Origin of the sequence: Leucobacter sp. USHLN153 (assembly GCF_037145615.1) — a bacterium.
In the GTDB taxonomy this organism is placed as follows: Bacteria; Actinomycetota; Actinomycetes; order Actinomycetales; family Microbacteriaceae; genus Leucobacter.
Window position 1 is genome coordinate 70947 of record NZ_JBBCXE010000006.1, and the last position, 23487, is coordinate 94433.

20 protein-coding genes are annotated in these 23487 nt (G+C 69.8%); 13 read left to right on the forward strand and 7 right to left on the reverse strand.

Annotated elements, in window-relative coordinates; translation table 11 throughout:
- Positions 1-5: 5 nt before the first annotated feature.
- Positions 6-1628: an amidohydrolase gene (locus WFH00_RS11080; RefSeq protein WP_336660897.1), complete on the reverse strand. Its 1623-nt coding sequence runs from the start codon at positions 1626-1628 to the stop codon at positions 6-8.
- 91 nt (positions 1629-1719) lie between these two features.
- A complete protein-coding gene (locus WFH00_RS11085; RefSeq protein ID WP_336660898.1) occupies positions 1720-3060 on the reverse strand; it encodes an MFS transporter in 1341 nt (446 codons plus the stop codon).
- 206 nt (positions 3061-3266) lie between these two features.
- Here WFH00_RS11085 and WFH00_RS11090 point away from each other — a divergent pair, with 206 nt between their 5' ends.
- Together WFH00_RS11090 and WFH00_RS11095 are read left to right on the forward strand one after the other, a co-directional pair.
- Positions 3267-4082 (forward strand): GntR family transcriptional regulator, encoded by an 816-nt coding sequence (locus WFH00_RS11090; protein ID WP_336660899.1) that lies wholly within the window; start codon positions 3267-3269, stop codon positions 4080-4082.
- A 179-nt stretch (positions 4083-4261) separates the two neighbouring features.
- The gene (locus WFH00_RS11095; RefSeq protein WP_336660900.1) at positions 4262-5278 is read left to right on the forward strand and encodes a phosphotransferase; all 1017 of its coding nucleotides are present in this window, start codon (positions 4262-4264) and stop codon (positions 5276-5278) included.
- 76 nt (positions 5279-5354) lie between these two features.
- Here the strand turns inward: WFH00_RS11095 and WFH00_RS11100 are convergent, their stop codons facing one another.
- Positions 5355-5573: a hypothetical protein gene (locus WFH00_RS11100; RefSeq protein WP_336660901.1), complete on the reverse strand. Its 219-nt coding sequence runs from the start codon at positions 5571-5573 to the stop codon at positions 5355-5357.
- A gap of 280 nt (positions 5574-5853) precedes the next feature.
- Between WFH00_RS11100 and WFH00_RS11105 the strand changes: the two genes are divergently transcribed.
- On the forward strand, positions 5854-7020 hold the full coding sequence (locus tag WFH00_RS11105) for an AI-2E family transporter (protein WP_336660902.1): 1167 nt from the start codon (positions 5854-5856) through the stop codon (positions 7018-7020).
- A 135-nt stretch (positions 7021-7155) separates the two neighbouring features.
- Here the strand turns inward: WFH00_RS11105 and WFH00_RS11110 are convergent, their stop codons facing one another.
- The gene (locus tag WFH00_RS11110; protein ID WP_336660903.1) at positions 7156-8637 is read right to left on the reverse strand and encodes a dihydrolipoyl dehydrogenase family protein; all 1482 of its coding nucleotides are present in this window, start codon (positions 8635-8637) and stop codon (positions 7156-7158) included.
- A gap of 391 nt (positions 8638-9028) precedes the next feature.
- On the opposite strand from WFH00_RS11110, the gene WFH00_RS11115 reads away from it, so the two are divergent.
- From WFH00_RS11115 to WFH00_RS11150, 8 genes are all read left to right on the forward strand, one after another.
- Positions 9029-9523: an FBP domain-containing protein gene (locus WFH00_RS11115; RefSeq protein WP_336660904.1), complete on the forward strand. Its 495-nt coding sequence runs from the start codon at positions 9029-9031 to the stop codon at positions 9521-9523.
- A 212-nt stretch (positions 9524-9735) separates the two neighbouring features.
- Positions 9736-10710, forward strand: coding sequence for an NAD(P)H-quinone oxidoreductase (locus WFH00_RS11120; RefSeq protein WP_336660905.1), 975 nt, complete (start codon positions 9736-9738; stop codon positions 10708-10710).
- A gap of 301 nt (positions 10711-11011) precedes the next feature.
- Positions 11012-11353, forward strand: a complete 342-nt coding sequence (locus WFH00_RS11125) for a PadR family transcriptional regulator (protein ID WP_336660906.1) — start codon at positions 11012-11014, stop codon at positions 11351-11353.
- An 84-nt stretch (positions 11354-11437) separates the two neighbouring features.
- The gene (locus WFH00_RS11130) at positions 11438-11818 is read left to right on the forward strand and encodes a DUF1048 domain-containing protein (RefSeq protein ID WP_336660907.1); all 381 of its coding nucleotides are present in this window, start codon (positions 11438-11440) and stop codon (positions 11816-11818) included.
- Positions 11815-12657 carry an ABC transporter ATP-binding protein gene (locus WFH00_RS11135; RefSeq protein WP_336660908.1) on the forward strand — a complete coding sequence of 281 codons (843 nt, stop codon included), beginning with the start codon at positions 11815-11817 and terminating at the stop codon, positions 12655-12657. The genes WFH00_RS11130 and WFH00_RS11135 overlap by 4 nt, the downstream gene beginning before the upstream one ends.
- Positions 12654-13502, forward strand: a complete 849-nt coding sequence (locus WFH00_RS11140) for an ABC transporter permease (protein ID WP_336660909.1) — start codon at positions 12654-12656, stop codon at positions 13500-13502. The genes WFH00_RS11135 and WFH00_RS11140 overlap by 4 nt, the downstream gene beginning before the upstream one ends.
- A gap of 308 nt (positions 13503-13810) precedes the next feature.
- Positions 13811-15316 (forward strand): amino acid permease, encoded by a 1506-nt coding sequence (locus tag WFH00_RS11145; RefSeq protein ID WP_336660910.1) that lies wholly within the window; start codon positions 13811-13813, stop codon positions 15314-15316.
- A gap of 176 nt (positions 15317-15492) precedes the next feature.
- Positions 15493-16641, forward strand: coding sequence for an NYN domain-containing protein (locus WFH00_RS11150; RefSeq protein WP_336660911.1), 1149 nt, complete (start codon positions 15493-15495; stop codon positions 16639-16641).
- A gap of 117 nt (positions 16642-16758) precedes the next feature.
- Here the strand turns inward: WFH00_RS11150 and WFH00_RS11155 are convergent, their stop codons facing one another.
- Positions 16759-18195 (reverse strand): MFS transporter, encoded by a 1437-nt coding sequence (locus tag WFH00_RS11155; protein WP_336660912.1) that lies wholly within the window; start codon positions 18193-18195, stop codon positions 16759-16761.
- A 168-nt stretch (positions 18196-18363) separates the two neighbouring features.
- Positions 18364-19500 (reverse strand): 3-isopropylmalate dehydrogenase, encoded by a 1137-nt coding sequence (locus WFH00_RS11160; RefSeq protein WP_336660913.1) that lies wholly within the window; start codon positions 19498-19500, stop codon positions 18364-18366.
- Positions 19501-19643: 143 nt separating this feature from the next.
- Here WFH00_RS11160 and WFH00_RS11165 point away from each other — a divergent pair, with 143 nt between their 5' ends.
- Entirely contained in the window at positions 19644-21116 is a 1473-nt protein-coding gene (locus tag WFH00_RS11165) for an aldehyde dehydrogenase family protein (protein ID WP_336660914.1), read from the forward strand.
- Between the two features lie 94 nt (positions 21117-21210).
- Complete coding sequence (locus tag WFH00_RS11170) at positions 21211-22008, forward strand: SDR family NAD(P)-dependent oxidoreductase (protein ID WP_336660915.1); 798 nt, start codon at positions 21211-21213, stop codon at positions 22006-22008.
- A gap of 56 nt (positions 22009-22064) precedes the next feature.
- On the opposite strand, the gene WFH00_RS11175 is transcribed toward WFH00_RS11170, so the two are convergent.
- Positions 22065-23459 (reverse strand): amidase, encoded by a 1395-nt coding sequence (locus tag WFH00_RS11175; protein ID WP_336660916.1) that lies wholly within the window; start codon positions 23457-23459, stop codon positions 22065-22067.
- Positions 23460-23487 lie beyond the last annotated feature (28 nt).

Sequence of the window (23487 nt, forward strand, 5' to 3'; positions counted from 1 at the left end):
GCGGATCAGAGCGAACCGTGGGTCGCTCGGCCGCTCACAGCGGTGGCGACCACGGTGATCTCCGAGAGAGCGGCGGGATCGGGATCGTACGGCGATCCCTCGAGCACCGCCAAATCAGCGAGCAGACCGGGGCGGATCATGCCGGTCTCGTTCTCAGCACCGGTCGCCCTGGCGGCGTCGCGCGTGTACATCGACAGCGCGGTCTCGGCGGACACGATCTCATGCGGCGAGAACACGGCCCCGCTCAGCGTCTTCCGCTCGCGCAGCACGCGGAGCGCCTCGAACGGGTTGCCCTCGATGCACGGGCGATCCGAGCTGCCCGCAACGAGCACGCCCGCGTCGACGAGGCTCTGCGCGCGATACACCCCGCGCGCCCGCTCCTCGCCGAGGCTCTGCACGAAGGCGTCGCCGAACTGGCGCACGAATATGGCCTGAGGCGTGACCGCGATGCCGGCCTGTGCGAGCAGCGGCAGCTGATCGTCGCGGAGGTAGCTCACGTGCTCGATGCGGTGGGGTGTCGGCGGATGGCCGAAGCGGCGCTGGGCCTCGGTCAGCGCATCGATTGCGATGTCGATGCCGCGGTCGCCGATCGCGTGGGCGGCGACGGCCCAGCCGCCCTCGGCCGCGGCAGAAATGCGCGCGCGGAGCTCGTCTTCCTCGTACTGCAGCATGCCGACATTGTCGGGCTCGCCGCAGAACGGCTCGGTCATGGCGCAGGTGCGCCCGGTGAGGGACCCGTCGACGAACACCTTCGTCGGCCCGATCCGCACGAGGTCGCTGCCGAAGCCGGTGCGGATGCCGAGGTCGAGGCCCGATCCGTTCGCGTCGCCCGCCGCGCCCGCGAGCGCGGTGAGCGCGTCGATCCCGGGCATGAGCTGACCGCGTGCGCGGAGCAGGCCGCGCTCGGCGGCATCCTGATATGCGCGCATCTCGATGGGGCTGTGGCCGATCCACCCGGCTGAAATGCCGGCTTCTGAGAAACTCGTGATGGCCTGGCTCGCGTAGACCGCCGTGGCGCGGTCGATCGCGTCGACGACGTCGGCGTGCTTGTAGGGCTTCAGCAGGTCGAGCACGAGATCCTGCGCGGTCTCGTCGAGCCGCCCGGTGACGCGCCCCGCGGCGTCGCGCTCGATGGAGCCGCCGACCGGGTCCGGCGAGTCGATGATCCCCGCCATCTGCATCGCCACCGTGTTCGCGATGACCGCGTGCCCCGACGACTGCCGGATCACGAGCGGCCGCCCGTCCGCGATCGCGTCGAGCTGCGCGATCGTGGGGTAGGCGCCGCCGAAGCGGTGCTGGTTGTATCCCGCTCCGAGCACCCACTCGCCCTGAGGCGTGTTGCGGGCACGCTCGGCGAGCACCGCGAGGGCATCGTCGAGCGTTGCGGGAGCGAGCAGGTCGGCCTCGACGAGCGTGCGCCCGTACCAGACCGTGTGGCAGTGCGCGTCGATGATGCCGGGGATCACGGTCGCGCCCCCGACATCGACCCGCCGCGTCGCGCCCACACCGTCGAGCTCCTCATCGAGCGCCACGAATCGGCCGTGGAGCACCCCGACGCGCCGCGCGCGCGGCCGATCCGGATCCATCGTGATGATGTCGGCGTTCTCGATGATGAGGTCGAGCTGCAAGAGTGATTCTCCTTCGGTGAGAGTCTACGGCGCGGGTTGGGTTGGGCGGGTTCGTTGGTGGCTCGGACCGGTGCCGGCCCGAGCGGGCGGATCAGCTCGCGGCGTCGACGCGAGCGGCGGTCGGGGCGTGCTCGGCCGAGACCACGCGATCCTGCACCCGCATGCGAGAGCCGAAGAAGCCGCCGACGGCCGTGAAAGCGCAGATGGCGATGAGGATCACGGCCGCGATCCACGTCTGATTGCCGTTCGCCGCGAGGAGCGCCGTCGTGATCATTGGGACGAAGCCGCCGACCGCGCCTGCGAACTGGAAGCTGACCGAAACGCCGGTGTAGCGCAGCTCGGGCTGGAACATCTCGCTGAGCAGCTTGCCGGTGGACGCGTAGACGATGTCGATCGACATGGTGCCGAGGCAGATCGCGAGCGTGATGAGCACCGGATTCGCGGTGTCGACGAGCCAGAAGACCGGGAACGCCACGAGTGCGGTAATGATCGCGCCGGCAATGGTCATGCGCGGGGCGCCGAAGCGGTCGACGAGACGGCCGCAGATGAGCAGGGCGATGAACTGGCCGAACGCGGCAATGAGTGTCGCGTTGACGACCTGCTCGCGCGGGACGCCGAGGGTGGTGGTCGCGTAGGCGATGATGAGCGTCGTCATGACGTAGAAGCCGCCGACGCCGAGCATGCACGCGGCGATGCCGGCGAGGAGGCGGCCGGGCGCGCGGCGGAACACGGCGAGCGCGGGGACGCGGGGCTTCTTCTCGGCCGACGCTTCGATCTCGAGGAAGACGGGCGACTCCTCCATCTGGCGGCGCATCCAGAGCGCGACTCCCAGCAGCGGGAAGGCCGCGAGGAACGGCAGGCGCCAGCCCCAAGCGTCGAAGGACTCTGGCGGGAGGAGCAGCACGAGCGCGATGGCCGCGGACGAGAGGATCGTGCCGACGGGCGAACCGAGCTGCACGAGTGCGGCGTAGCGGCCGCGGGTTTCGACGGGGGAGTGCTCGACAGCCATGGTGGTCGCGCCGCCCCACTCGCCGCCGACGGCGAAGCCCTGCACGAGGCGGAGTATCGCGAGCATGATGGGAGCCGCGACGCCGATCGAGACGAACGTCGGGAGCACGCCGATGAGACCGGTGCTGATGCCGATGAGCACGATCGTCGTGATGAGCGCGGGGCGTCGTCCGATTCGGTCTCCGATGGCGCCGAAGATCAGGGCGCCGATGGGGCGAGAGACGAAGCCGACGCCGAAGGTCGCGAACGATGCGAGCAGCGCGGCGGTCGGGTTGAGATCAGTGAAGTACAGGCGGTTGAAGACGATCGCGGCGGCGGTGCCGAAGAGGAAGTAGTCGTACCACTCGAGGGCGGTGCCGACGAAGGCGCCCATCGCGATCTTGCGGGCGTCCTTGGCGGAAACCACGATGTTGGGGGATGTCATGGCCGGCTCTCCTTTGATTGATGACCAATGCGGCGAGTTTTGCACATCAATCTTTGATCGTCAAGCTCGATTTGGTGAGCAATTGCGGGGCGGAATGCGGCGCGCTTGAGTACAGTGAGAGACGCAGGGCCCTGGAGGGGCGATGCAAGGGACCGCGGCAGTGCGGTTCGTGCAAGTGCAGCGACGACGAGCAGTGAGGTGGAGCCATGCGCGACACGAATTCCGTGACGACGGCCGAAGTGGGAGCTGGGGGCGTTGCTTCGTCGGGTGTTGCTGCGCTTGATGGCGTTGTGTCTGGCGCGGCCTCTGCGCCCGGTCCGGCCACTGTGCCTGGTGCGGCTGCGCCTGGTGCGGCCGCTGCTGAGTCGAACGCGCCGACAGCCGAATCAGTTTCGGAGCGGGTGGCTGCGCAGATCCGCGAAGAAATCTTCAGTGGTGTGCTGCCGCAGGGTGCTGCTCTTCGTGAGGTCGCCCTGGCCGAGGTGCATCAGGTGTCACGCCGCACCGTGCGCGAGGCGCTGCTGTCGCTCGCGAGCGAGCGACTCGTGGTGCACGAGCGCAATCGCGGTGCGTCCGTGCGATCCCTTACTGCGGCCGATATCTCCGATCTGTACGCCGTGCGCCGGACGTTCGAGGTGCAGGGTGCGCGCAATGCGCCGTTCGCGAAGGAGCGGGATCGGCGGAATCTGACCGAGGCGTACGAGCGGCTTCGCGCCGCCGCGCACGGTGACGACTCGCGCGCTCTCGTGCGATCGGACCTCGCGTTCCACGGGGCGGTGGTGGCGCTCGCGGGGAGTCCGAGGCTGAGCGCCTTCTACGCGCAGATGAGCCCCGAGATGGAGATGGCGATCTCGGTGATGCGCGGCGGTGAGCACCAAGAGGGATGGGGTGCCGAGCAGATCATCGGCGACCACCGGACGATTCACGAGGCACTCATCGCTCGCGATGTGCTCGAGGCGCAGCGCGTGATCCTCGCCCACGCGGACTTCAACGAGCGCTACCTGCTCGCGCTCGTCGCCTGAGATCATCACCTGAGATCGTTGCGCCCCAATCGGCGGGCGGCGGCGGGCCGCGCTGAAGAGCGGCGTTGGAGTACACGGGTGCCGACTCCGAATTTCGGACTTGACGGCTCACGATCATCGGGTAGATTGATCATCAATCCCACGCAAGAACCGCGCGGCATCGACGTAAGGATCATCCAATGACGGCCGACACCCTCGCCCCCGAATCGATCGCGCTCTCGCCCGCCCAGGCGAGCGAAGCGCTGCGTCGGTACTACGGCCTCGAAGCGGTGTCGCTCACCCTTATGGACAGCGAGCTCTCCTCGGTCTACCGAGCGGAACTCTCCGACGGACGCCGCTGCGCGTTCAAGGCGACGCGCTTCACCCCGGAAGCCCACGCTGCAGCCCAATGGCGCACCGCAGCAATGGATCACCTGCAGTCGCTCGGGATCCCGGCAGGCGAGACTTTCCTCTCGCTCCAAGGGCAGCCCGTCACGGTCGCCGAAACCGAGGTTGGTGACGCCGTCGTGCACGTCGGGGAGTGGTTGACGGGCATCCCGCTCGAGGCGGTCACGCCGAACACCTCGATCATGCGCGAGGTCGGCCGCACGACGTCCCGCGTGGTCGCGGCGCTCGACGGCTGGCCTCAGCCGCCCGTCGCCATCGAGCACCCCTGGGAACTCACCCGCACGCTCGAGACGCTCGAAGCGACGATCAACTCGGCGACCGGCGAGGAGCGCGAAATGCTCGCGCAGGCGACTGAGCGCTTCCGCACGCAGGTGCAGGATCAGCTCGGCGCCCTGCCCCACACCGTCGTGCACCACGATCTCCACGACTCCAATCTCCTGGTCGACGGGGAGCGCGTGAGCGGCGTGCTCGACTTCGGCGATATGGTGTGGGGTCCGCGCATCGCGGAGCTTGCGGTCGCCGCGGGCTACGGTTGTCGCACCTCGGCGGATCCCGCGGCCGCGTACCTCGACATCCTCGACGGGTGGGATCACGCCGTCGCTCTGACGTCGGCCGAGGTCGCCGTCCTCTTCCCGGCGTCGCTCGGCCGCCTCGCGGTGAACCTCGGCGTGTGGACGGCGCGGAGCGGGAGCGACCGCGGAGACTACGCGCGGGCCCGCTCGGCGAGCACTGCCCGCGCGCTGCGAGAACTGCTTGCGGTCGACCCGGCGCAGATGGCGGATCGGATCAGCGAGCGCCTGCTCGGCTGATCTGCTCTGTGCGGCGTAGCCGTGGGTGCCTCGCGATCCGCCGCCCCTGCCGCAGGGCCAGCCATGCGCGCCGCACCTACCTCTGCTGGTTGCGGCCGACGCCGTAGACGATGATGCCGCTGACCGGGATCAGCAGGAAGAAGATCCAGCTCCACGACCAGCACCCGGCGAAACCGAAGAGGAAGAACAGCGCGAGCGCCACGAAGGGCACGAGCGAGGCGATGACGACGCCGGCGCGGCCGCCCGACGTGGTCTTGCGGGTGAGCGGGTTCTCGTACGGGTCCTGGTCCGACATGATGGTGCCTTTCGATTGGTTCGGAAGCAGCGTGATGCTGCGCTGAAACCATGGTGCGCGAGGCGGCGTGCGGGGCGACTGGTCGAAGTGACGAGTTCCGGTCGGTAACGGCGGCGGATCGTGCGCAGACCGGCCGCCGCCCCGAGACCCGCGCTCCGCGCACTTAGCACTGCCCGCGAAGCCTCGGCAACGGGGCGCGACCCCGCTTGACCGGCGCCTCGCCGAGTGGTCGACTTACCGCAAGCGGGCGCCGTGCGCGGCGCTGAGGTGAGGGGGCGACATGCGGTGGTGGGCGGCGCGAGACGAGACGAACGACGAGAGCGGACGCGCGCTGTCGAGCCCCGGCTACATTCCGTGGGGCAGCGGCGCACGCATCAACCCGTTCACCTTCGGGCTACTCGGGGCGCTCGGGGTGCTGGTGGCGCTGCTCATCGGGTCCATCGTGGGGCAGCTCGGCACGGTGCTTGTCTACGTGGGCGTCGCGCTTTTCCTCTCGCTCGGCTTCGACCCGGTCGTCTCGCGCATCGAGGGCACGCTCCCGCGGCCCGCGGCGGTGCTGGTCGTGGTGGGTGGGGTGCTCCTCGTGATCGCCGGCATCCTCCTCGCGGTCGTCCCCGTGCTCGTGCGGCAGATCAGCAACCTCATCGAGGATGCGCCGCAGATGGTCGACGATCTCGCGCGGAGCGACTGGTACGCCTGGCTCACCGAGCGGCTCGGCACGAACTTCGATCAGGCGATGTCGGGCGTGCTCGACTTCGTGCAGGACCCGACGAACCTCGGGCAGATCGGGGGCGGGCTCGTGGCGGTCGGCGCGGGAATCGCCGGGGGCGTGACTGGGGTGATCATCGTGCTGATCCTCACCCTCTATTTCATGGTGTCGATGCGCGCGATGAAGCGCCTCGCCGTGCGCTTCGTGCCCGCCTACCAGCGACCGCGCTTCCGAGAGCTGCTCGAGGACGTATCGAGCGCCGTCGGCAAGTACGTGATCGGGCAGCTCTCGCTCGCGCTCTGCAACGGCCTCCTCAGCCTCATCTTCCTGAGCATCATCAAGGCGCCCCTCCCGGCCCTGCTCGCGCTCATCGCCTTCATCGGTTCGCTCATCCCGCTCGTCGGCACGCTCTCGGCGTCGGTCGTCATCTCGGTGCTCTGCCTCGTTGAATCGCCGACGACCGCGCTGACTGCGGCGATCTACTACCTCATCTACATGCAGATCGAGGCGTACGTGCTGAGCCCGCGCATCATGAGCAAGGCGGTCGCCGTGCCGGGGTCACTCGTCGTGATCGCGGCGGTGGGCGGTGGCGCGCTCGGAGGGATCCTCGGGGCGCTCGTCGCGATTCCCGTCGCCGCGAGCGTGATCATCATCGTGCAGAAGGTCGTGTTCCCGTCGCAGGATGCCCGCACGCTTCCGCCCGAGGAGCGCCAGGAGCCGACCGCGAACGCGGTGTGAGTGGGCGGTCGTCGCGGCCTGCGACTTGTGCTGGCCGTTGGGGCCGCGGGGTGGCGCGTGGGGTGAAGGGCTGCGGGCGCGTGCGGCGCGCGGGCCGCGGACGCTTCGCGGGGCGGCGGCGGATCGCGGGAGGCCCTATAGATCCTCGTTCGACCGCCCGTAGCCCTCGAGCAGCCGGAGCCACACCTCGCTGATCGTCGGGAACGACGGCACCGCGTGCCACAGCCGCTCAAGCGGTACCTCGCCCACGATCGCGACGGTCGCCGAGTGGAGCAGCTCCTGCACGTCGGGTCCGACGAAGGTCGCGCCGACGATCACGCCCCGGCTCTCGTCGACGACCATGCGCGCGGTGCCGCGGTAGCCATCGCGGTGCACACCCGAGCCCGCGACGTTGCCGAGCTCGTAGTCGACGACGCGGATCTCGAGGCCGGCTTCTCGTGCCTGGGCTTCCGTGAGCCCGACGGAAGCCACGGCCGGGTCCGTGAAGACGACCTGCGGCACCGCCGCGTGGTCGGCGGTTGCAACGTGGCGTCCCCACGGCTCCGTGCGGAGCGGCGTGCCGTTCGCGCGGGCCGCGATCGCGTCGCCCGCCGCGCGAGCCTGGTACTTGCCCTGGTGGGTGAGCAGCGCGCGGTGGTTGACGTCGCCAGCCGCGTAGAGCCACTCCCCGGAGAGCGGCTGGCCGTCAGCGCCGAGCACGAGCAGGGTGTCGTCGGTGTCGAGCCAGGCGCCGGGTTCGAGCCCGACGTGCTCGAGACCGAGGTCGCTCGTGCGGGGCTCCCGGCCGGTCGCGACGAGGATCTCCTCGGCCTCGACGCTTTCGCTTTCGCTTTCGCCGTCGCCGTCGCCGTCGCCGTCGTCGACCGAGACATGCACGACGCCGTCCTCCCCGCGCTCGACGGAGCTGGGTGATGTGCCCAAACGCACATCGACGCCGAGTTCGCGGAGCGACTCCGCGACGAGCTCGCCCGCGAACGGCTCGAAGCCTGAGAGGAGCTCGCTGCGCACCAGCATCGTGACCTGCGAGCCGAGCGAGGCGAACGCGGTCGCGAGTTCCGCGGCGACGACCCCTCCGCCGATGATCGCGAGCCGGGGCGGGATGCGCTCCGCGCCGGTGGCTTCACGGTTGGTCCAGGGCGCGGCCTCGGCGACACCGGGGATGTCGGGGAGGCGCGCGGCCGATCCTGTCGCGACAACAACCGCGCGGCGGGCGCGCAACTCGCGTGATTCGCCCTCATCAGTGGTGACCGCGACCGTGCGCTCGCCGCTGATCGCGCCGTGGCCGCGCACCAGCTCGATGCCCGCGCTGTCGAGCCACTCCACCTGGCCGCTGTCGTTCCACTCGCTCGCGAAGGAGTCGCGCCGCCGCAGCACCGCGGCCGCGTCGACCTCGCCGGTCACCGCTTGGCTCGCGCCGTCGACCGCGCGGGCCGCGCGCACGGCCTCGCCCGACCGCAGCAGGGCCTTCGAAGGCATGCACGCCCAGTAGGAGCACTCGCCTCCCACCAGTTCGGATTCCACGATCGCGACGCTGAGGCCGCCCTGCGCCGCGCGATCCGCCGCATTCTCACCGACCGGGCCGGCTCCGATGACTATGACGTCGTACTCCTGCTGCATGGCATCCTCCCATTTCGCCTGTTGCCGGGGAGTCTAACGAGGCGCGCGCGATCCCGCCCCCGCCTTGCGCGCGTTGCCGCCGCCGCCCCGCCCTCGCCCGCCCCCCGCTCCGAAGCCGCCCATGAGACGCAAGTGGCCGAAACGCGCGCAACGAAACGGCCATTCGTGTCGCATGGGTGGGCAGGGTTGCGGGCGCGGGCGCGGGCGCGGGCGGGTGCGCTGGCCCCCGTGTGCGCGGGCCCTCCCGGGTGTACCGTGGGATCGTGCAACACGGAGGATCGGCGGCCCTTGGGCGTGAGGAGGTCGGCGGCGGAGTTTACGCCCTCGACGGGTGAAGCGCACCCCAGCGCACCACAGCCCACCCGAACCTCACGTACGAAAGGGCATCTTCATGCTCGCACTCACCGCTGAATCCATCCGCTCGAGCTTCGTCAACGCGTCCCGCAAAGAGGCGTCCGTCGCGGGAATCCCCGACGACCTCGACGCCCGCGACTGGCAGTCGCTCGACTACTTCGGCTGGCACGACCCGAAGTTCGCCAAGCGCGCATACGTCGTGCTGCCCGCCTTCGACGGGACGCCCACGGGCATCGTGCTGCGGCCGGCCGACTCCGCGCCCCAGCGCCGGCAGATCTGCGAGTGGTGCCGCGACACCCGACTCATCAACGAGGTCGTGTTCTTCGCGGCGCGACGCGTGGGCGAGTCCGGGCGGCGCGGCAACACCGTCGGCACGCTCGTGTGCCAGAACTTCCAGTGCTCCTGGAACGTGCGGTCCGACCCGCCGATGCCCTACGACGGCTTCGACATGGCGGCCGACCGCGAGCGGCGCATCGCGCAGCTGCAGGAGCGCGTCGCGAGCTTCGCCGACATGCTCGTGACGGGCCGCTGAGCCGTGCCGCTTCAGCCCTCCCCGAACTCACCCATGCGACGCCAGTGGCCGCAACACCCATTGCGAAGCGGCCACTCGCGTCGCATGGGCGGGGCGGGCATCGGGCTGGGCGGCGGGCGGCGGGTCGCTTTGGCACAGGCGGGGTGCGGATCGCGGTCCGCGGAGCGGCCAGGGCGTAGCGGCGGGCCGGCGCGCCGGTCTAGCGTGGGGTCATGCGCGCAATCACGATCACTCCCGACCACCGGCTCGAGCTCGCTGAGGTGCCGGAGCCCACTCCGGCGGAGAGCGAGATCCTCATCGACGTGGTCTCGGCGGGTGTGAACCGCGCCGACGTCGTGCAGGCCGCGGGCAAGTACCCGCCGCCGCCCGGCGCCTCCGAGCTCCCCGGTCTCGAAATCGCGGGCCATCGTCGCGACACCGGGGAGCCGGTCGTCGCGCTGCTTGCCGGTGGCGGGTACGCCGAGGTCGTCGCGGTGCCCGAGGTGCAGGTGCTGCCCGCGCCTCCCGGGCTCTCGCTCGCCGAGGCGGGCGGCGTGATCGAGGTTGCGGCAACCGTCGTGTCGAATCTGGTGATGGAGGCGGGGCTTCGCGCTGAGCCCGCGGGCGGCGACGGGGGAGCGGCTCCGGATCCGCAGGCCGTGCTCATCCACGGCGGAACGGGCGGGATCGGCACGTTTGCGATCCAGCTCGCGCATGCCCTCGGAGCCCGCGTGCTGACGACCGTCGGCTCGGACGAAGCGGTCGACGCGGTGCGCGCGCTCGGCGCCGATGCGGCGTGGAACCGGCACACGACCGACGTGCCTGCTGCAGTGCGTGAAGCGGGCGGCGCAGACATCATCCTCGACGTGGTGGGCGGACCCGCGCTCGGAGATAATGTGCGGATGCTGCGCGAGTTCGGGCGCCTCGTCATCATCGGCACGCTGGGCGGGCCCGTCGGTGATCTGAACGTCGGCGCGCTCATGGCGAAGCGCGCGCACGTGATCGGCACGACGGTGCGGTCGCGGGCGCCGCACGACAAGCAGCGGATCCTCGAGCGGACTCAGGAGCTCGTGTACCCGCTGCTCGAAAGCGGCGCCGTGCGCGTGCCGGTGCACGCACGTGTGCCCCTCGCGGAGGCGGCTCGGGCCCACGAGATGCTTCGCGCGGGCGGACACATGGGCAAGGTCATTCTCGACGTAGCGGCCTGAGCGCCCCCGCCCGCGCCCCGGCCTGCCGACTGACGGCGACCGTGCTCGCCCCTGCGCCTCCCCCCCCTGCGATCGGGGTAAGTTTCGACGCGTGTCGCGCCAACCGACACCACGACACGCACCGAAAGCTACCTCGATCCCACTGTGCTTCCAGCACTGCGCGTTCTGCACTGCGCCTCTAGCGGTGGGTGGCGGTTAGGGGGGGGCTTTGCGCTGCCCGAGACTTCGCTGGCGCGCGGCGGTACTCAGTGATACTGTGTAGTGGTAGTAAGTGACGCTGAGTAGACACGGAGACGCTCTCATGGCTTCCCAGATGACCGAGATGCTCAAGGGCACGCTCGAGGGGATCGTACTCGCGATTCTCGCCGAGCGATCCGCGTACGGGTACGAGATCACAGCGACCCTCCGTGACCGCGGATTCGTCGACATCGCGGAGGGCACGATCTACGCGCTGCTTGTGCGCATCGAGCAGAAGGGACTCGTCTCCGTCGAGAAGGTGCCGTCGGAGAAGGGGCCTCCACGCAAGGTGTACTCCCTCTCTACGTCAGGGCGAGAACGCCTCGCAGGCTTCTGGGAGTCCTGGGATTTCCTCGCCACCCGTCTCGACGGGCTTCGCTCGGAAGCGAAGCCCGAAAAGGACTGACGCCGAGCGCAAAACAAACACCGACACGACGTTAGAAACGCGCTGCAACACGGACGCAGACACGCACCTCGAAAGGACCGCATCATGACCGCGAAATGGATCGAAACGCTCACCGGATCGCTCGACGAGAAGAAGCAGTACAAGGCCGCAACGGCGCGCATCGCCGCGCTGCCCGAACCCTACGCGAGCGTGGCGAACGCACTGCAGCGCTACTTCTTGTACTCGGGCGCGGTGGTCGACGGCGACCGTCTCGTCGCGATGGTCACCGACCACGCAGATCTGTGGGAGCGCGCCGCGATCGACGGAGCGAGCGTGCGCGACATCATCGGCGACGACCCCGTCGAGTTCGCGGAGAACTTCGTCATTGCGTACTCGACGCGCCAGTGGATCGACAAGGAGCGCGCCCGCCTCACCCGCGCGGTCGCGGAGGCTGAGGCGCGAGCAAGCGGGGACGCCAGATCATGAGCGCGATCCTGGAGCGGCCGGCGCGCATCGATGCCCCGGCGATCTCGGTACGGGGGATCGCGAAGTCATACGGCGCTACCGAGGTGTTGCGGGGTGTTGACTTCGACGTGGCAACCGGCACGGTCTTCGCGCTGCTCGGCTCAAATGGCGCGGGCAAAACGACGCTCGTGCGGATCCTCGCAACGCTGCTCAAGGCCGATTCCGGTAGCGCGCGGGTGCAGGATCGCGAGATCACCGAAAACCCGCGCGCCGTGCGCGGCGCGATCAGCCTGACCGGCCAGTTCTCAGCCGTCGACGATGTGCTGACGGGCCGCGAGAACCTCGAGCTCGTCGCGCGCTTGCGGCACGTGAACGGACCGCGCGAGTCGGCAGACGCGGCACTCGCCCGCTTCTTACTCACGGACGCCGCAGACCGGCGCGCGGGGGAGTACTCAGGCGGCATGCGCCGACGCCTCGACCTCGCCATGAGCCTCATCGGCGACCCGCCGATCCTCTTTCTCGACGAGCCGACGACCGGCCTCGACCCGCAGGCGCGCGCTGGGGTCTGGGACGTCGTGCGCGCGCTCGCCGCCGGAGGCACCACGGTGCTACTCACCACGCAGTACCTCGACGAGGCTGAACAGCTGGCGGATCGCATCGCCATCCTGCACGGCGGCCGCATTGTGCAGGAGGGGACGCTCGCGGAGCTCAGGCGGCTGCTGCCGCGCCGGGCGCCCGTGCTCGTCGAGCCGCAGCCGACGCTCGAGGACGTGTTCCTCGCGGTCGTCGGCGAGGGTGGAGTCGCGCAGGCGGATCCGCCGCCCGACAACATCGAACCACGCGAAGGGAGCCGCTCATGACCGCGCAACTCGCTCACGGAGGGAGGCCTGCGGGAGGGGGCGGATCGGCGCTCGGCGCTCCCAGCCCCCGCGTTCAGGGCGCGCGCACCGTCTCTCGCGCGCTCGCCGATGTGCGCGTGCTGACCGGACGATCGCTGCGGCACATCTTGCGCAGCACCGACACGATCATCACGACCGTGGTGACGCCGATCGCACTCATGCTGCTGTTCGTCTACGTGCTGGGCGGGGCGATCCGCACGGAGAGCGGCGGCTCGTACATCGACTATCTGCTGCCGGGGATCCTGCTGATCACGGTCGCCTCCGGAGTCTCGTACACCTCGTACCGACTCTTTCTCGACCGGCAGGGCGGTATCTACGAGCGATTCCGCTCCATGCCGATCGCGCGATCGAGCGTGCTGTGGGCGCACGTGCTCACCTCGCTCGTCGCGAACCTCGTGTCTGTCGCGGTTGTCGTGGGGGTGGCGCTCGCGATGGGGTTCCGCACGGGAGCGTCTCCGGGGGCGTGGTGCGGAGTCGTCGCGATCATCGCGCTCTTTACGCTGACGCTGACCTGGATCGCGGTGGTCGCGGGGCTCGCGGCAAAATCGGTCGACGGTGCGAGCGCGTTCAGCTACCCGCTCATCTTCTTACCGTTCATCAGTTCGGCGTTCGTGCCGACCGACTCGATGCCCGGGCCGGTCGCGTGGTTCGCCGAGCACCAGCCGGTGACGGCCGTCGTTGACACCCTGCGCGCGCTCTTCGAGGGGCAGCCGGTCGGTGACGCGATCTGGATCGCACTCGCGTGGCTCGCGGCAGTGCTGCTCGTCGCAGTGGGGGCGGCGATCCGCCTCGCCCGTCGCGCCTGATGGGGCGCCGCCGCGCCACCTCGCCACCCCGCTTCCTCGCGCCTCCGCTCCTCCACGACCCCTGCGAGCGGGGTAAGTTTCGATGCGTGTCACACAAACACACGCCACGACACGCACCGAAAGCTACCTCGATCCCACCAGCTGAGTCGGAGCGTAGATGTCCACGGCGCCCGAAGCAACCGATTTCACATCGGGAGGAGCATCGCTTAGTCTTCTCGGGTTGTCACCGAGTCTGCACCGCAGGCTTACTGCTTCTTCCCGAGCCCCGCCGCGGGCGTTCACCTTTGAGATAGGCGCATCATCCGGTTATGAAATCCGCATCCCACGAGTCGAAGTCCCCGTACGAGCGGCCGGTCTCGCCAGAAACGTCTGCAGGATCGGTGCACGCGCCGCATCGGAAGCTCCGCTCCCGCCACGTCACGATGATCACGCTCGGCGGCATCATCGGCGCCAGCCTCTTCGTGGGATCCGGCAACGTGATCCGCACGGTCGGGCCGGCGGCGGTGCTGTCGTACCTCATCGGCGGCCTGCTCGTCTTCCTCGCGATGCGCATGCTCGGAGAGATGGCGGCGGCGCGCCCCGCGATCGGCTCATTCATGGAGTACGCCCGCGTGGGCCTCGGTGACTGGGCGGCCTACCTCGTGGGCTGGCTCTACTGGTACTTCTGGGTCGGCGTGCTGGCGTACGAGGCGGTGCTCGGCGGCGAGACGCTGCACGGCTGGTTCCCCGCGCTGCCGTCGTGGGCGGGCTCGCTGATCCTCCTCGCGATCTTCGTCGGCACCAACCTCATCTCCGTGCGCACGTTCGGCGAGGTCGAGTTCTGGCTCGCCAGCATCAAGGTGCTCGCGATTGTCGTGTTCCTCGTCGCGGGCGTGCTCTTCGCGTTCGGCCTGTGGCCGCACTCCTCCTTCTCGATCCCGAACCTGTGGGAGCACGGCGGCTTCGCCCCCAACGGTTTCGGCGTCGCGTTCACCGGCGTCGCCCTTGTGATCTTCTCCTACTTTGGCACGGAGATCGCCGTCATGGCTTCGGCGGAGTCCGAGGATCCGGCGAAGGGGATCCGCCAGGCGACCAGCACCGTGATCTGGCGCATCCTGCTCTTCTTCGTGGGTGCCGTGCTCGTGATCACGACGATCGTGCCCTGGGACGAGCTGCCGGAGCCGGTCGACGTGGCGTCGGCTCCGTTCACCTACGTGTTCGACCTCTTCGGCGTTCCCGGCGCGGCGATCGTCATGCAGCTGGTCATCTTCACCGCCGTGATCTCGGTGCTGAACTCGGGCCTCTACTCGGCATCGCGTATGTTCTCGTCGCTCGCCGAGCAGGGCTTCGCGCCGAAATTCGTCGCGAAGAAGGCGAAGAACGGCGTGCCCGTGGCGGCTCTCCTCGCCTCGACGATCGGCGGCGTGGTCGCGACCATCGTCAACTTCGCGGCTCCCGAGTCAGGCGTCTTCTCGTTCATCATGAACTCGGCAGGTCTCGTCGCGCTCTTCGTCTACGTGTTCATCGCCCTCACGCAGATGCGCATGCGCCAGAAGATGACGCCGGAGGAGGTCGCAGACCTCAAGCTCAAGATGTGGCTGCACCCGTGGCTGAACCTCCTGCTCATCGCCGGTATCGCTGCGGTGCTCGTCGTGATGCTCACCACCGAGGACGGGCGCACGCAGGTGTGGACCAGCCTCATCGCAACCGCCGCGCTCGTCATCGTCTGGCCCTTCGTGCGGAAGAACCTCGCGAAGCGCCGCGCGCGTGAAGCGGTCGCTGCGGAGCGCGAGAGCGCCGAGGTCGCAACGGCAGAGGCCGCACTCGAGTCGTAAGGACGTAGAGCGCTCTCACTCGCTGCGAACGGCGGCGGATCCCACTCAGCGGATCCGCCGCCGTTTGCGTGCCGAGCGGCCGCGCCGACTTCCCGGACGGGTGATGTTGCAGCGGCGAAGCGGGAGAGGGCGCCGCACCCGTTGGCGCGCGGGCTGAACCCTGCCACACTGGTCGGGTGGCGGATACTCAGAACGGCCGCGTTGCGGTCTACCTCGACTTCGATAACATCGTCCTCTCCTGGTACGACCGGGTGCACGGACGCAACTCGTTCGCGCGCGACCGGCAGCGCATCGCGGAGGATCCCACGGAGCCCGAGATCGCTGAGCGCCTCCGGGCCGCGGTCGTCGACGTGGGGGCGATCATCGACTACGCGTCATCGTTCGGCACCCTCGTGCTGACCCGCGCGTACGCGGACTGGTCAGCGCCCATGAACGCCGAGTACCGCTCGCAGCTCGTCTCGCGGGCCGTCGATCTCGTGCAGCTCTTTCCGGCGGCGGCGTACGCGAAGAACGGTGCGGATATCCGCCTCGCGGTCGACGCGGTCGAGGACATGTTCCGGCTCGACGACCTCACCCACGTGGTGATCGTGGCCGGCGACTCGGACTACGTGCCGCTGGCGCAGCGCTGCAAACGGCTCGGCCGCTACGTCGTGGGGATCGGCGTGGCCGGCTCGACGGCGAAAGCGCTGACCGCCGCGTGCGACGAGTTCGCCTCGTACGACGCGCTGCCAGGCATCGAGCCGGCGCGCACGCGCGCGGCCGGGGAGTCCGCGAAGCGCGGCGGGCGCGGGCGCGGGCGCGGTGGTGCCGGAGCGGATGCGGCGGCTGGCGATGCGTCGGGCAGCTCCGACTCGGGCAGCGCCGATTCCGGCAGCTCCGACTCGGGCAGCTCCGACTCGGGCAGCGGTGCGGGATCGGGATCGGCCGGCTCGTCGAACGCCGCCTCCTCAGGGCGGGGTGCCGGTGCGGGCTCCTCGGGATCCGCTGCGCGCACTGAGGAATCGTCGCGAGCCCGCTCATCTGCGGCCGCTGCCGAGGTCGAGCCCGGTGACTCGATCGACGCGCTCGAGTCGGAGGACGACACCGATATCGCCGTCACGGGGCTCCTCATTCGCGCCCTTTGGCTGAGCCAGGACAAGGACGATTCGGGCTGGCTCTACAGCTCGGCGGTGAAACAGCAGATGCGGCGCATGGATCCGTCGTTCAACGAGAAGGCGCTCGGTTTTCGCTCGTTCTCGGACTTCCTGAAGTCGCGCTCCGACGTCGCCGAGCTCGAGGAGACGGGGCACGAGCGGCTGGTGCGCCTGCGCGATCAGGGGGAGTAGGCGCGGTCTGGTGGCCCACCCGACGGGTCAGCACACGATTCGCCTCTAACAGAGCAATACCCGCAAGAACGGGTGTGCTGAGGCCCGATTGTGTGCTGAGGCGTGGGTTTCTGGAGGTCAGCCGCGGAGCGCCGTGCGCCCGTCGTCGCTGAGGCGCGGGATCAGCAGTGAGAGCAGCAGCGCGACGACGGCCGCGGCGATCGCGAGCCAGAAGCACACGTCGAACGCGGCCCGGCTCGGGATCGCGCGGCCCTCGAAGTCCGTAGTGAGCGCCGCGAGCACCCCGCCCATCACTGCGGAGGCGGTCGAGGTGCCGACCGAGCGGAACAGCGCGTTCAGGCCGTTCGAGGCACCCGTCTCGTGCGCGGGCACTGAGCGCATGATGATCATGGGCATGGCGGCGAACGTGAAGCCGATGCCGACGCCGATGAGCAGGTTCGCGGCGAAGATGTGCCACACCTCGCTCGACCAGATCAGCGCGCACGCGTAGGCGAGCACGATGGTTGCCGAGCCGGCCGTGAAGAGCGGGCGCGGCCCGACGGTGCGCTCGAGCCAGCCTGAGAGCGGCGAGATGACCATCATGACGAGGCCGGCCGGCATCACGACGAGCGCGGCCTGCAGCATGTCGAGGCCGAATCCGGACCCTGAGGCCTCCGGTAGCTCGAGCAACTGAGGGAAGGCGACGTTCGACGAGAACAGTGCGAAGCCCATACCGATCGCCGCGATGTTGGTGAACAGGACCGCGGGTCGCGCGGCGACTCTGAGATCGAGTAGCGGATCCTTGGCCCGCAGTTGATACCAGCCCCAGAGCAGCAGCACTACGATGCCCCCGACGATCGTGGTGAGCGAGAGCGCGGACGTCCAACCCCAGGTCGCGCCGCGTGACACGAAGAGCAGGATGCCGGTGAGCCCGATCGCGAGCCCTGCGGCGCCCACGACGTCGAGGCGCCCGCCGGTGCGGAGCACGTCGCCCGGCACGAGCCACGCAACGAGCGGCAGGCCGACCGCTCCGAGCCCGGCGGCGAGCCAGAACAGCGAATGCCAGTCGGCGTTGAGCGCGAGGTATGCGGCGACCGGCATGCCCAGGGCGGCGCCGACACCCATCGTCGCGCTCATTAGTGCGACGGCGGTGCCGAGGCGGTTGGGTGGCAGCACGTCGCGCATGATCGCGATGCCGAGCGGAACGACGCCGGTGACCGCGCCCTGAAGCGCTCGGCCGATGAGCATGCCCACGAGCGAGGTGGAGAGCGCCGCCAGGGCCGAACCGATGATGAGCACCACGAGGAGCGCGACGACGATGCGCTTCTTGCCGTACATGTCGCCGAGCCGCCCCGAGATGGGCGTGGCCACGGCCGCGACGAGCAGCGTAATCGTGACTACCCACGAGGTGTCTTCGCGGGTCGCGTGGAGGAGCGACGGGAGTTCGGCCTGCAGCGGCACGACGAGCGTGAACATGAACGACGAGCAGAGTCCGGCGTAGGCGAGCGCGGCGACTGTGGCCCAGGGGGGAGGGGTGCGCGAGAGTCGTCGTCCGTCTTTCGCCGAGTGTCCCATTTCGACGAGCCTATCGGGTGGGGGGGCGACGTTGGGCGGGTCTCGGGTCGCCGCCTTCACCTCAGCAGCCGATTCGTAGTCAGCAGACCGCTGAGTGGCTGGAGGGAGGTGTTGGCCGCGAAACGTGTGCTGGCGGGTGGTCGGCGTCGCAGGTAGCCTGCCGGCGGCCTAGCTGCCGAGGCGCGACGGCGCGATGTCCGCGAGCACGCTGAGGAGGGAGTCGGGCACGAGCGCCGTGTTCGCCTTCCCTTCGCGCACGATCTCGGCGATGCGCGATCCGAGCTCCGCGGTCGTCGCCCCCATGTCGGCGCCCGCGAGCGCGGGGAGCGACCCGAGCACCTCGACCGTCGCCGCCTCGACCGCACGGGCGGCCTCGCCCTCGCCCAGGTGCCCGAGCATGAGCGCGAGCGAGAGGATCGCCCCGGCCGGGTTCGCCCAGCCCTTGCCTGCGATGTCGGGTGCCGAGCCGTGAATCGCCTCGAACATGCTCGGCGCCGAGCCGTCGAGGTTGAGGTTCGCGCTCGTCGCGACGCCGAGCCCGCCCTGGATCACGGCGCCCAGGTCGGTGATGATGTCGCCGAAGAGGTTGTCGGTGACGACCACGTCGAAGCGCTCGGGCGTGAGCGGCATGTGGAAGCACATCGCGTCGACGTGCACGTAGTCGACCTCCACCTCGGGGTAGCGCTCGCCGACCTCGGCGACGACCTGCTGCCAGAGCTGCCCCGCCGCCACGAGGATGTTCGTCTTGTGGCACAGCGTCAGCTTCTTCCGGCGGCCGAGCGCGAGGCGGAACGAGAAGTCGACGACGCGCTCGATGCCGGCGCGGGTGTTGAGCGACTCCTGCATCGCCACTGCGTTGGGCGTGCCGGCGTGCACGGTCGATCCGCGCCCCACATAGGCGCCCTCGGTATTCTCGCGCACGATCACCATCTCGCAGCGCTCGGGCTCGAGCCCCGCGATCGGTGTCGGCACTCCGGGGTAGAGGCGCACCGGGCGCACGTTCGCCGCCTGCTGGAAGCGCTGGCGCATCTCGAGAATGAAGCCGCGCTCGAGGATGCCCGGGGTGACCCGGGGGTCGCCCATTGATCCGAAGAGGATCGCCTGCTTGTCGCGCAGCTCGGCCTCGACGGCATCGAACAGCTCTCCGGTCTCGAGGTAGTGGTTCGCGCCCGCGGCGTACGTGGTTCGCTCGGTCGTGAAGCTGAAGCGCTGCTCCGCGGCGTCGAGTACCTCGAGCGCGCAGCCCACGACCTCCGGGCCGATCCCGTCTCCGGGGAGGACCGCGACCGTGTAGCTGTTCGTCATGGGTGTTCCTTTCGACGGGCGCGACCTCGCGCCTTGGAGTTGAGCCTGTGGTGATCTATATTAAATGGTAAGACCACTCAGCGCGACGGTGCACGGCACCCGGGCGCCGCAAGCAGCACCGCACCACGCACCAGGGAGCCGCCATGACAGAAGCACTCGATCTCATCGCGCCAAACGGAGCGCTTCCCATCGGCTCGGAGTGGCGGAAGATGTCCGCGCAGTCTGACATCGTGTTCCCGTTCGACGGCAGCGTGATCGGGCACGCGCCCGTGAGTGGCGAGCAGGATTCGCGCGACGCGATGGATGCAGCCGAAGCGGCGCGGCCCGCGATCGCGGCGCTGACGACGGCGACGCGCAAGGCGATCCTGACCGATCTCACGGCCCGCGTGCGCGATGAGGCTGCACGCCTCGAAGACCTGCTGGTGCTCGAGACCGGCAAGCCGCGCGTCGACTGCCGCACCGAGGTCAACCGCACGATCGTCACGCTCGAGGCGACCGCCGAGGAGGTTTCGCACCTGCACGGCGAGACCGTGCCGCTCGATCTCCAGGAGCTGGGGCGCGGCATGATCGGCTACTACACGCGGAAGCCCGTGGGCGTCGTGATCGGCATCGCCGGCTTCAACTACCCGCTGCTGCTCGCGACTCACAAGCTCGCGCCCGCGATCGCCGCCGGCTGCCCCGTCATCATCAAGCCCGCGCCGAACACGCCGCTCGCGACGATCGAGCTGCTCGCCATCGCGCGCGAGATTCTCGCGGCGCACGGGGTCACGCCCGCTGCCGTGCAGCTCGTCAACGGCGACCCGATCGTGGGGGAGACGCTGGTGCGCGACCCGCGCGCGGCCGTCGTCTCGTTCACCGGCTCCGCGAAGATCGGCCACCTCATCGCCCAGCAGGCGGCGCCCCGCAAGGCGGTACTCGAGCTCGGATCGAACACCGGGTTCATCGTCGCGAACGATGCCGACCTCGAGGCGGCTGTCGACGCCGTGCTGCGCGGTGGCTTCTACGCGAACGGGCAGGCGTGCATCTCGGTGCAGCGGGTCGTGCTCGAGCGAGGGATCGCCGAGCGTTTCACCGCGCGCCTCGTCGAGCGCATGAAGGAGCTCGTCTTCGGTGACCCCCGCGACCTCACGACCAACGTCGCACCCGTGATCAACGCCGCCTCGGGCGAGCGGATCCGCGCCATGATCGACCGCGCGCTCGCCGCGGGCGCGCAGCTGCTCACCGACGGCCCGGGTGACGGGGAGGCGGCGCACCTCGCGCCGATCGTGCTCGGCGACGTGCCCGCCGACGTCGACGTGTGGTGCGAGGAGATCTTCGGGCCGGTCGTCTGCCTTACGACGGTCGACTCCGTGGACGAGGCCATCGACCTCGTGAACGACTCCCGCTACGGTCTGCAGGCGGCGATCTACACCGCGTCGCTCGAGAGCGCTTTCGCCGCGATCGAGCGGCTCGAGGTCGGCGGCGTCGTCGTCAACGAGATCCCCGGCTTCCGCTCCGACATCATGCCGTACGGCGGCGTCAAGGATTCCGGCATCGGCCGCGAGGGCCCGCGCTTCGCCATCGAGGAGTTCACGGTGACCCGCATGGCGATGATCCGCCCGAAGGCGCGCAGTTAGCGGCGGATCGCGATCCGCCACCCGACCGCACGCACTGAGCCGCTCGACCGTACCCCACCATTCCGCCCGCATTTCAGACCAGGAGAACCCACGCATGAGCACCACCCCCGTTGATTACTCGCAGCTGTTCCGACTCGACGGGCGCACCGTCGTGGTGATCGGGGCCGGCAGCGGCATCGGCCGGGAGTCGGCGCAGGCGCTCGCCGCGCAGGGGGCGCACGTCGTCGTGGCCGACTACTCGCTGGAGGGGGCCGAGGCGACCGTGGCGCTCATCGCTGAGCGGGGCGGCGCGGCTGAGGCGTACGAGTTGAACGTGCTCGACGACGCTGCGGTCGAGGCCGCGGCGGAGCGCTTCGGGACCGCTGCCGCGCTCGTGTTCACGGCCGCGACGAACGTGCGCAAGCGCATGGAGGACTACTCGCTCGAGGAGTTCGACCGCGTGGTGAACCTGAACCTGCGCGCGTCATTCCAGCTGATCCGCCATTTCGGTGCGCGCTTCGCCGCGAACGGTGGCGGCTCGATCATCGGCTTCGCGTCGATTCGCGCGCAGGTCGTCGAGCCGGGGCAGGGCGTATATGCGGCGACGAAGGCGGGGCTCGTGCAGCTCGCGAAGACGGCGGCAGCGGAGTACGGCGCGCAAGGGGTGCGCGTCAACGTCGTCGCGCCAGGCGTCGTCGAGACCCCGCTCACCGCGCAGATCAAGGCGAACGACGAGTGGTACGGCGCATACGCGCAGAAGGCCGCGCTCGGCCGGTGGGCGCGCCCCGACGAGCTCGCGGGCGCCGTCGTGTACCTCGCGTCGGACGCGTCGTCGTTCGTGACGGGGTCGACGCTGATGGTCGATGGCGGCTGGACCGCGATCGACGGCCGCTACACGCCACCCGCTTCGTAGGCTCGGGACCGCGGGGCGGCGCGCCGGATCGGAGCGGGCGGCGGATCAGCGCTCGCTCACGCCACCCGCGTCCAGTCGACATCGGCGTCGGCTCCGCGCACCGACTCGAACCACAGCGCGACGCGCATGAGCTGATCGTCGGTGCCGATCCGCGAGGCGATCTGCAGCCCGACCGTGCGCCCGTCCTCCTGCACGCCGGCCCCGATCGACACCGCCGGCTGGCCCGACATGTTGTAGGGCACGGTGAAGGAGATGTGGCCCATCGTCTGGAGCGGGTCGGTGATCGGCATGGGATCCTCGGCGGGGAATGCCGCGACGGGCGACACCGGCGACAGCACGAGGTCGAACGGTTCGGTCGCGGCGCGCGTGAGGCGCGCCATCTCGTCGATCCGGTTGCGGTTGCGCACGGTCTGCGCAGCCGAAAAATGCTCGCCCGCAGCGCACCACTCCGCGATGAACGGGAGCACGGCGGCGCGCTCGGCCTCGCTCAGCATCTCGTAGTCGGCGAACGAACGCGTCCGCCAGAAGTTCACGAGCCCCTCCAGCACGTCGGCCGGCACGAACGGCTCGAGCGGCACGATCGTCGCCCCGGCCTCCGCGAAGCGCGCCGCGGCCCGCTCGATGATCGCGCGAGTCTCCGGCTCGACCGGGAGCCCCGACCCTGCGTCGAGCTGCAGCGCCACCCGCATGCCCGCGGGAGAGAGGGGCTCGGTCGACCAGTCCATCGGGGCGTACGAGCGGGTCAGGTAGTCGCGCGGATCCGGCTGCGCCACGATCGACATCAGGCGGATCGAATCGGCCGCCGTGCGAGTCAGCGGTCCGGCCGCGCGTCCGTCGTAGGGCACGTCGAGGGGGATGAGCCCCTCGCTCGGCTTGAGTGCGGTGAGCCCCTGCCAGGTGCCCGGGAGGCGGATCGACCCGCCGATGTCCGTCCCGATGTGGAAGGGTCCGTACCCCGCCGCTGCAGCCGTACCGGCTCCGGCGCTCGAGCCACCCGACGTGTGCGCCGGGTTCAGTGCGCCGCGCGTCACCCCGTGCAGGCTCGAAACGCCCGATGAGAGCATGCCCCAGTCCGGCATCGTGGTCGAGCCGACGATGACCGCGCCCGCCTCGAGCAGGCGGTCGGTCGTCGGCGCGTTCTGCTCGGCGATGGGAGGGTTCGGGATCGCGGTGCCCGATGGCTTCGGCTGACCGGCCCGTGCGATGTTCTCCTTCACCGTGACGGGCACGCCGTCGTAGGCGCTGAGCTGCTCGCCCGCCCGCCAGCGCTCTGTGGACGCGGCGGCGTCGCGGCGCACCTGCTCGGCGTCGAACAGGTAGAGCGCGTTCAGCTCCGGCTCCCGCGCCTCGACGCGGGCGATGACGCTCTCGGCGACCTCGCTGGGCGTGAGCGATCCGTCGGCATAACGGGCGGAAAGCGTGGCGGCGTCGAGGTCGTGATGCGAGGTCATGTGATGCCTTTCGAGTATTCCGAGGTGT

Coding starts and splice junctions, on each gene's coding strand:
- WFH00_RS11130 (WP_336660907.1), top strand. CDS start 11,438: ATGACCGCGAAATGGATCGAAACGCTCACCGGATCGCTCGACGAGAAG.
- WFH00_RS11135 (WP_336660908.1), top strand. CDS start 11,815: ATGAGCGCGATCCTGGAGCGGCCGGCGCGCATCGATGCCCCGGCGATC.
- WFH00_RS11140 (WP_336660909.1), top strand. CDS start 12,654: ATGACCGCGCAACTCGCTCACGGAGGGAGGCCTGCGGGAGGGGGCGGA.
- WFH00_RS11105 (WP_336660902.1), top strand. CDS start 5,854: ATGCGGTGGTGGGCGGCGCGAGACGAGACGAACGACGAGAGCGGACGC.
- WFH00_RS11145 (WP_336660910.1), top strand. CDS start 13,811: ATGAAATCCGCATCCCACGAGTCGAAGTCCCCGTACGAGCGGCCGGTC.
- WFH00_RS11095 (WP_336660900.1), top strand. CDS start 4,262: ATGACGGCCGACACCCTCGCCCCCGAATCGATCGCGCTCTCGCCCGCC.
- WFH00_RS11125 (WP_336660906.1), top strand. CDS start 11,012: ATGGCTTCCCAGATGACCGAGATGCTCAAGGGCACGCTCGAGGGGATC.
- WFH00_RS11165 (WP_336660914.1), top strand. CDS start 19,644: ATGACAGAAGCACTCGATCTCATCGCGCCAAACGGAGCGCTTCCCATC.
- WFH00_RS11110 (WP_336660903.1), bottom strand. CDS start 8,637: ATGCAGCAGGAGTACGACGTCATAGTCATCGGAGCCGGCCCGGTCGGT.
- WFH00_RS11175 (WP_336660916.1), bottom strand. CDS start 23,459: ATGACCTCGCATCACGACCTCGACGCCGCCACGCTTTCCGCCCGTTAT.
- WFH00_RS11155 (WP_336660912.1), bottom strand. CDS start 18,195: ATGGGACACTCGGCGAAAGACGGACGACGACTCTCGCGCACCCCTCCC.
- WFH00_RS11085 (WP_336660898.1), bottom strand. CDS start 3,060: ATGACATCCCCCAACATCGTGGTTTCCGCCAAGGACGCCCGCAAGATC.
- WFH00_RS11115 (WP_336660904.1), top strand. CDS start 9,029: ATGCTCGCACTCACCGCTGAATCCATCCGCTCGAGCTTCGTCAACGCG.
- WFH00_RS11170 (WP_336660915.1), top strand. CDS start 21,211: ATGAGCACCACCCCCGTTGATTACTCGCAGCTGTTCCGACTCGACGGG.
- WFH00_RS11100 (WP_336660901.1), bottom strand. CDS start 5,573: ATGTCGGACCAGGACCCGTACGAGAACCCGCTCACCCGCAAGACCACG.
- WFH00_RS11090 (WP_336660899.1), top strand. CDS start 3,267: ATGCGCGACACGAATTCCGTGACGACGGCCGAAGTGGGAGCTGGGGGC.
- WFH00_RS11120 (WP_336660905.1), top strand. CDS start 9,736: ATGCGCGCAATCACGATCACTCCCGACCACCGGCTCGAGCTCGCTGAG.
- WFH00_RS11160 (WP_336660913.1), bottom strand. CDS start 19,500: ATGACGAACAGCTACACGGTCGCGGTCCTCCCCGGAGACGGGATCGGC.